The organism is Pseudoalteromonas sp. L23 (genome assembly GCF_021728455.1).
Classification (GTDB): domain Bacteria; phylum Pseudomonadota; class Gammaproteobacteria; order Enterobacterales; family Alteromonadaceae; genus Pseudoalteromonas.
This window is the reverse complement of the sequence record NZ_JAKKCW010000014.1, coordinates 112,399-120,262: the sequence shown is the minus strand read 5'-3', so window position 1 is coordinate 120,262 and position 7,864 is coordinate 112,399. Positions and strand designations below refer to the sequence as shown.

Sequence of the window (7,864 nt, the reverse complement as noted above, 5' to 3'; positions counted from 1 at the left end):
CACCACCGTATACTTTTGCAAGTACGTTAGTGATTGCTGCAGTTAGAGTTGTTTTACCGTGGTCAACGTGGCCGATTGTACCTACGTTTACGTGCGGTTTTACGCGTTCAAACTTTTCTTTTGCCATTTTCAAATTTCCTATAAAGAAATTAAAGTCCAGCCCTAAGACCGGACCGAACTAAAATTACTTAACAGCGCGAGCTGCAATTATTGCATCAGCTACGTTTTTAGCCGCTTCAGCATACTTTAGGAATTCCATAGAGTATGATGCGCGCCCTTGTGTAGCGGAGCGTAAGTCTGTTGCATAACCAAACATTTCAGAAAGCGGTACCTGAGCATTAATTTGCTTCGAGCCACCAAATGCTTCTTCCATGCCTTCAATTATGCCACGACGACGGTTTAAGTCGCCTACTACATCACCCATGTTTTCTTCAGGGGTGATTACTTCTACTTTCATGACAGGCTCAAGTAGAACCGGACTTGCTTCAAGCGCGCCCTTTCTAAAGCCCATCGAACCTGCGATCTTAAACGCCATCTCGTTTGAGTCAACATCGTGGAACGAGCCATCAAACAGAGTAGCTTTAACACCCAATAGCGGATAACCGGCAAGAACACCTTGCTTCATCTGCTCTTGAATACCTTTATCAACCGCTGGGATATACTCTTTTGGTACTGTACCACCTACGATTTCGTTAACGAATTCGTATATTGGCGCATCATCATCAGAGACATCCATTGGTTCTAGCTTCAACCAAACGTGACCATATTGACCACGACCACCAGATTGGCGCACAAACTTACCTTCAGCTTCAACAGAAGCTCGGATAGTTTCGCGGTATGCAACCTGAGGCTTACCAACGTTACACACAACGTTAAACTCACGCTTCATCCGATCGACAATGATATCTAAGTGAAGTTCACCCATACCAGAGATAATCGTCTGACCCGATTCTTCGTCCGTTTCTACACGGAATGAAGGATCTTCTGCTGCAAGTTTACCAAGCGCAACGCCCATTTTTTCTTGGTCAGCTACTGTTTTAGGTTCTACTGCGACCGAGATTACAGGCTCAGGAAACTCCATACGCTCTAACGTAATAGGCGCTTCTTGAGCACAAAGTGTATCACCAGTAGTTACATCTTTTAGGCCGATAGCAGCCGCGATGTCACCCGCATGAACTTCTTTAATCTCTTCACGCGAGTTTGAGTGCATTTGAACAATACGTCCAAAACGCTCTTTTTTACCTTTAACAGGATTTAGTACCGAATCACCTTGGCTAACTTTACCAGAGTAAACTCGGAAGAAAGTAAGTGTACCAACGAATGGATCGGTTGCGATCTTAAATGCAAGCGCCGCAAACGGTGCATTATCGTCAGCTTCACGCGTATCTTCGGTTTCGTCTTCTAAGACACCTTGGATAGCTTTTACTTCAGTAGGCGAAGGCATGAATTCAATCACAGCGTCAAGCACAGCCTGAACACCTTTGTTCTTGAATGCACTACCTGTCGTCATTGGCACAATTTCATTGGCCAATGTGCGTTGGCGAAGGGCTGATTTAATCTCTTCTTCGCTCAACTCACCATCTTCAAGATATTTTTCCATTAGCTCTTCAGAAGCTTCTGCAGCGCTCTCAATTAGATGAGAACGCCATTCTTCAGCAAGCTCAAGAAGATCTGCAGGGACCTCTTCATAGTTGAAAGTCATTCCCTGGTCTTCTTCATTCCAGTTAATCGCTTTCATCTTGATAAGGTCAATAACACCTTTAAATTCATCTTCAGCACCAATTGGTAGCTGAATAGGCACAGGTGTAGCACCGAGACGTTTTTTAACTTGTTCAACAACAGACAAGAAATTAGCCCCCGTACGATCCATCTTATTGACGAAAATCATACGTGGTACTTCGTATTTGTTTGCCTGACGCCAAACGGTCTCAGTTTGCGGTTGCACACCTGATGAAGCACATAACACAACAACAGCACCATCAAGTACGCGCAATGATCGCTCTACTTCGATAGTAAAATCTACGTGTCCTGGAGTATCGATGATGTTTACACGATGCTCATCAAACTGAGCATCCATCCCTTTCCAGAAACACGTTGTTGCAGCAGAAGTGATCGTGATACCACGCTCTTGCTCCTGCTCCATCCAGTCCATAGTTGCGGCGCCGTCGTGTACTTCACCAATCTTATGAGAAAGACCAGTATAGAAAAGTACACGTTCGGTTGTAGTTGTCTTACCCGCATCTACGTGAGCGCATATACCGATGTTACGGTAACGCTCAATCGGAGTTGTCCGTGCCATAATATCCTCTTAAAGGGTGTTAGCAGATTACCAACGGTAGTGAGCGAATGCTTTGTTCGCTTCAGCCATACGGTGAACGTCTTCACGTTTCTTAACCGCAGTGCCTTTGTTTTCAGCAGCGTCGATCATCTCTTGAGCAAGACGAAGACCCATTGATTTCTCGCCACGCTTACGTGCAGCTTCAACCAACCAACGCATACCTAGTGCGTTACGACGCACTGGACGTACTTCAACTGGTACTTGGTACGTTGAACCACCAACACGGCGAGATTTAACCTCTACCTGTGGGCGAACGTTATCAAGTGCAGATTCAAAGATTTCTAGGTGCGACTTGCCTGATTTTTCAGCAGCCACGTCTAGCGCACCATATACGATTTTTTCAGCAGTAGATTTCTTGCCGTCAAGCATTACTACGTTAACGAATTTAGCAAGAAGCTCTGATCCGAACTTCGGATCTGGAAGAATTTTACGTTGACCTATTACGCGTCTTCTAGGCATTTTCTTTCTCCGGTATCTTCAGGTCCGTGCTAAACACGGATTCCCAAAACAATATATAAAAATTTAAAACTTAAGTGCTTGGCCTTACTAACGGAGAACCATTAGCCCTTAGGACGTTTTGCACCGTACTTAGAACGAGCCTGTCTACGGTCGTTTACGCCTGCACAGTCAAGTGCACCACGAACAGTGTGGAAACGCACACCTGGTAAGTCTTTAACACGACCACCACGGATTAGGATTACACTGTGCTCTTGTAGGTTGTGACCTTCACCACCAATGTATGAAGTTACTTCGAAACCGTTAGTTAAACGTACACGCGCTACTTTACGTAATGCAGAGTTTGGTTTCTTAGGTGTTGTTGTATATACACGAGTACATACACCACGCTTTTGTGGACAAGCTTTAAGAGCAGCTGAGTTGCTCTTTGTAACCTTGCTACGACGTGGCTTACGCACTAGCTGGTTAATAGTTGCCATTAAATAGCTCCTGAATTAATAAATTACTACTGAAAAATAAAATCTTACCATTTAGGTCAAATCCAATTTTCTTGAACGACTAAAATGGGTGGCCGAATTTTAATGACCAAAGTTTAACCTGTCAACCAAAAGTCGTCATCAGCGCTAAGTAAATGCATGCAATTCGGATGGTTTTGTCTGCGAAGCTATTGAAAGTTAACAAAAGTTGACGATTGCATTGAAAAACCTTTGTTGCAGTATACATATTGATGTGACGCTTTGATGGCAATTCGACCAGCGAGTTGAAAAGGCATAAAAAAACCGCTGCATTCACACAGCGGTTTTTCAATTAATTAGCTAAATGGCGAGGATTACTCGTTGCCACCTAGTAAATCAGCGTTTAGTGCGTCTGTTAGCGCTTGAGTTGCCTCTTCAGCACTTACTGTTTGCTCTTCAACAGCTGCTTCACCTTGCTTACGACGGTTGATGCGCTCTTCATGGTATGCGAAACCTGTACCCGCAGGGATCAAACGACCCACGATTACGTTTTCTTTCAAACCACGTAGCTCATCGCTCTTACCGTTAACCGCAGCTTCGGTTAGAACACGTGTTGTTTCCTGGAACGATGCCGCAGAAATAAACGATTCAGTCGCAAGTGACGCTTTAGTAATACCCATTAGTTGGATTTCAAACTTAGCTGGGATCTTACCTTGCATTTCTAGTTCACGGTTAGCGATGTTTACACGTGCAACTTCAGCTTGCTCGCCTACTAGGAACTCACTGTCACCACCATCAAGGATGATACACTTACGAAGCATCTGACGAACGATAGTCTCAATGTGCTTATCGTTAATCTTTACACCCTGTAGGCGGTATACTTCTTGTACTTCGTTAGTGATGTAGTTAGATACATCAGTAACACCACGTAGACGTAGGATGTCGTGCGGAGACTCTGGACCATCGGCGATTACTTCACCTTTAGCCACTTGCTCACCTTCGAACACGTTAAGCTGGCGCCATTTCGGGATCATCTCTTCGTATGCATCACCCTCTTCCGGTGTGATCACAAGACGTTTCTTACCTTTAGTCTCTTTACCGAAGCTAACGGTACCTGTGATTTCTGCAAGAATTGCAGGATCTTTTGGCTTACGCGCTTCGAATAGGTCAGCAACTCGAGGTAGACCACCCGTGATGTCACGAGTCTTCGAACCTTCTTGTGGAATACGAGCCAGTACCGAACCAGGTAGTACTGTTGCACCATCTGTGATTTCAATCGTTGTGAATGAAGGTAGACGGATCTCTTGAAGACCACGTTCTTCGTTCTCAATGATTAGTTTAGGCTCTTTCGCGTTTACTTTCGCAAGATCCTTAACAACCACACGTGTTAGACCAGTTAATTCATCAGTCTGTGCTTCAGTGTTTGAATCATCAATATCGCTGAACGATACTTTTGACTCATGTTCAATGATGATTGGGTGACTATGCGGGTCCCAAGTAGCAACGATATCGTTACCTTTAACGTCAGCACCATCTTGTACAGTTAATACTGCACCGTAAGGAACTTTATAACGCTCTTTCTCACGACCGTGCTCATCGATTATCGTGATCTCAGTTGAACGAGACGTGATAACGATTTTGCCATCAGCATTGATTACAAACTTCGCATTGTGAAGTTTCAGATTACCATTGTTCTTAACTTGAACACTGTTCTCTGCAGAAGCTCGTGATGCCGCACCACCGATGTGGAATGTACGCATCGTAAGCTGTGTACCCGGCTCACCGATTGACTGTGCCGCGATTACACCAACTGCTTCACCAGGGTTGATGATGTGGCCACGTGCCAAGTCACGACCATAACAGTGTGCACACACACCAAAGTCGTTTTGACAGGTGATTACAGAACGTACTTTAACTTCGTCTACTGAGTGCTCTTCTAGAAGGTCACACAGTTTTTCGTCAATCATTACGTTACGTTCAACCAGTACTTCTGTTGTACCAGGCTTAACCACGTCTTCAGCAACAACACGACCTAGTACACGCTCACGAAGCGGCTCTACAACGTCACCACCTTCAATTAGCGGCTTCATTACTAGACCTTCTTCGGTACCACAGTCTGATTCATTGATAACCAAATCTTGTGCTACGTCTACTAGACGACGAGTTAGGTAACCCGAGTTCGCTGTCTTAAGTGCCGTATCCGCTAGACCCTTACGCGCACCGTGCGTCGAGATAAAGTACTGTAGTACGTTTAGACCTTCACGGAAGTTCGCTGTAATTGGCGTTTCGATGATTGAACCATCTGGACGTGCCATTAGACCACGCATACCCGCTAGCTGACGGATCTGAGCAGCACTACCACGAGCGCCAGAGTCTGCCATCATAAACACTGAGTTAAATGACGGTTGCTCTTCTTCGTTGCCTTCAGCGTTGATGACCGTTTCTTTTGAAAGGTTAGCCATCATCTCGCGAGAAAGGTTTTCGTTTACACGTGACCAGATATCGATAACTTTGTTGTATTTCTCACCGGCAGTTACAAGACCTGATTGGAACTGTTGGTTGATTTCTGCAACTTCAGCTTCCGCACGATCGATGATCTCACCTTTAGTTGGTGGGATTACCATGTCATTGATACCGATAGAAACACCTGATTTCATCGCGTAGTGGAAACCGGTATACATCACTTGGTCAGCAAAGATAACAGTATCTTTAAGACCTAGACGACGGTAACACTCGTTAAGAAGACCAGAAATTTGTTTCTTACCTAGTGGTTTGTTGATCAGTTCAAACGGCAAGCCTTCAGGGATATTCAATGAAAGGATTGCACGACCTACTGTCGTATCTACTAGGTGAGTTAACGTGCCGCGCTCACGTGTTTCTTCGTCGATAGTCACTTCTGTGATACGCACTTTAACACGAGCGTGAAGCTCAGCTGCACCTACACGGTATGCTTTTTCTGCTTCTTTAGCATCTTTAAATACAGTGCCTTCACCTTTACCGTTGATACGATCGCGAGTCATGTAGTAAAGACCTAGTACAACGTCCTGTGAAGGAACGATGATTGGTTCACCGTTAGCTGGTGCTAGGATGTTGTTGGTAGACATCATCAATGCACGCGCTTCCAACTGCGCTTCAAGCGTCAGTGGTACGTGAACAGCCATTTGGTCACCATCGAAGTCAGCGTTATACGCCGCACACACTAGCGGGTGCAGGTGAATCGCTTTACCTTCGATAAGTACAGGTTCGAATGCTTGGATACCTAGACGGTGAAGTGTTGGCGCACGGTTAAGTAAAACCGGGTGCTCACGGATAACTTCGTCTAGTACGTCCCAAACTTCTGGTACTTCACGCTCAACCATCTTCTTCGCAGCTTTGATGGTTGTCGCCATACCACGGCGCTCTAGTTTACCGTAGATAAATGGCTTGAATAGCTCAAGTGCCATCTTCTTAGGTAGACCACACTGATGTAGTTTCAGCGTAGGACCAACGGTGATAACAGAACGGCCTGAGTAGTCAACACGCTTACCTAGAAGGTTTTGACGGAAACGACCTTGCTTACCTTTGATCATGTCAGCAAGCGACTTCAGTGGACGCTTGTTAGAACCCGTAATTGCACGGCCACGACGACCATTATCAAGTAGCGCATCAACCGCTTCTTGAAGCATACGCTTTTCGTTACGTACGATGATGTCTGGTGCAGCTAGGTCTAGAAGACGCTTCAAACGGTTGTTACGGTTGATCACACGACGGTAAAGGTCGTTCAGATCTGAAGTCGCAAAACGACCGCCGTCTAGTGGTACTAGAGGACGTAGATCTGGTGGAAGAACCGGTAGCACGCTCATTACCATCCACTCAGGGTTGTTACCTGATTGGTGGAACGCTTCCATTAGTTTAAGACGCTTAGTGATTTTCTTACGCTTAGTTTCAGAGTTGATTGTTGGCAACTCTTCACGCATTTCAGCGATTAACTGACCAAGGTCTAGGTCACGAAGTAGATCAAGTACAGCTTCTGCACCCATCTTCGCTTCAAACTCATCACCGTGCTCTTCAAGTGCATCTAGGTACTCTTCTTCACCTAGTAGTTGACCGCGCTCAAGCGTAGTCATACCTGGCTCAGTTACCACGAATGATTCGAAATAAAGTACGCGCTCGATATCACGAAGCGTCATATCTAGCATTAGGCCGATACGTGACGGTAGTGATTTCAAGAACCAAATATGCGCAACTGGGCTAGCCAGCTCGATGTGACCCATACGGTCACGACGTACTTTTGTTAGCGTTACTTCAACGCCACACTTTTCACAGATAACACCACGGTGCTTCAAGCGCTTGTATTTACCACACAAACACTCGTAATCTTTTACTGGGCCGAAGATACGGGCACAGAATAAGCCATCACGCTCAGGCTTGAAAGTACGGTAGTTGATTGTCTCAGGTTTCTTTACTTCACCGTAAGACCATGAACGCACCATGTCTGGCGAAGCAAGACCAATGCGAATTGCATCGAATTCTTCGGTCTTATTTTGTTGCTTCAGAAACTTAAGTAAGTCTTTCACCTTAGCTCTCCTGTCGGAGGTTAATCTTGAGGGCAAGCCACGCTCACCCCTACATTCTT

At 45.3% G+C, this 7,864-nt stretch carries 5 protein-coding genes; all 5 read right to left on the bottom strand.

Annotation, left to right across the window (positions count from 1 at the left end; genetic code table 11):
- Positions 1–127: GTP-binding protein (locus L3V43_RS19525; protein ID WP_033023824.1), on the bottom strand; the 127-nt coding region annotated here is incomplete at its 3' end.
- Positions 128–184: 57 nt separating this feature from the next.
- Positions 185–2,299 (bottom strand): elongation factor G, encoded by a 2,115-nt coding sequence (gene fusA, locus L3V43_RS19520; protein WP_095729060.1) that lies wholly within the window; start codon positions 2,297–2,299, stop codon positions 185–187.
- 27 nt (positions 2,300–2,326) lie between these two features.
- Complete coding sequence (gene rpsG, locus L3V43_RS19515) at positions 2,327–2,797, bottom strand: 30S ribosomal protein S7 (protein ID WP_010376219.1); 471 nt, start codon at positions 2,795–2,797, stop codon at positions 2,327–2,329.
- A 101-nt stretch (positions 2,798–2,898) separates the two neighbouring features.
- Positions 2,899–3,273, bottom strand: coding sequence for a 30S ribosomal protein S12 (gene rpsL, locus L3V43_RS19510; RefSeq protein WP_010367657.1), 375 nt, complete (start codon positions 3,271–3,273; stop codon positions 2,899–2,901).
- 350 nt (positions 3,274–3,623) lie between these two features.
- Complete coding sequence (gene rpoC / locus L3V43_RS19505) at positions 3,624–7,805, bottom strand: DNA-directed RNA polymerase subunit beta' (protein WP_039494556.1); 4,182 nt, start codon at positions 7,803–7,805, stop codon at positions 3,624–3,626.
- Positions 7,806–7,864: the final 59 nt, after the last annotated feature.

Excerpts from the sequence above, each read along its gene's own strand:
- fusA (WP_095729060.1), bottom strand. The coding sequence starts at position 2,299 with ATGGCACGGACAACTCCGATTGAGCGTTACCGTAACATCGGTATATGC.
- rpsG (WP_010376219.1), bottom strand. The coding sequence starts at position 2,797 with ATGCCTAGAAGACGCGTAATAGGTCAACGTAAAATTCTTCCAGATCCG.
- rpsL (WP_010367657.1), bottom strand. The coding sequence starts at position 3,273 with ATGGCAACTATTAACCAGCTAGTGCGTAAGCCACGTCGTAGCAAGGTT.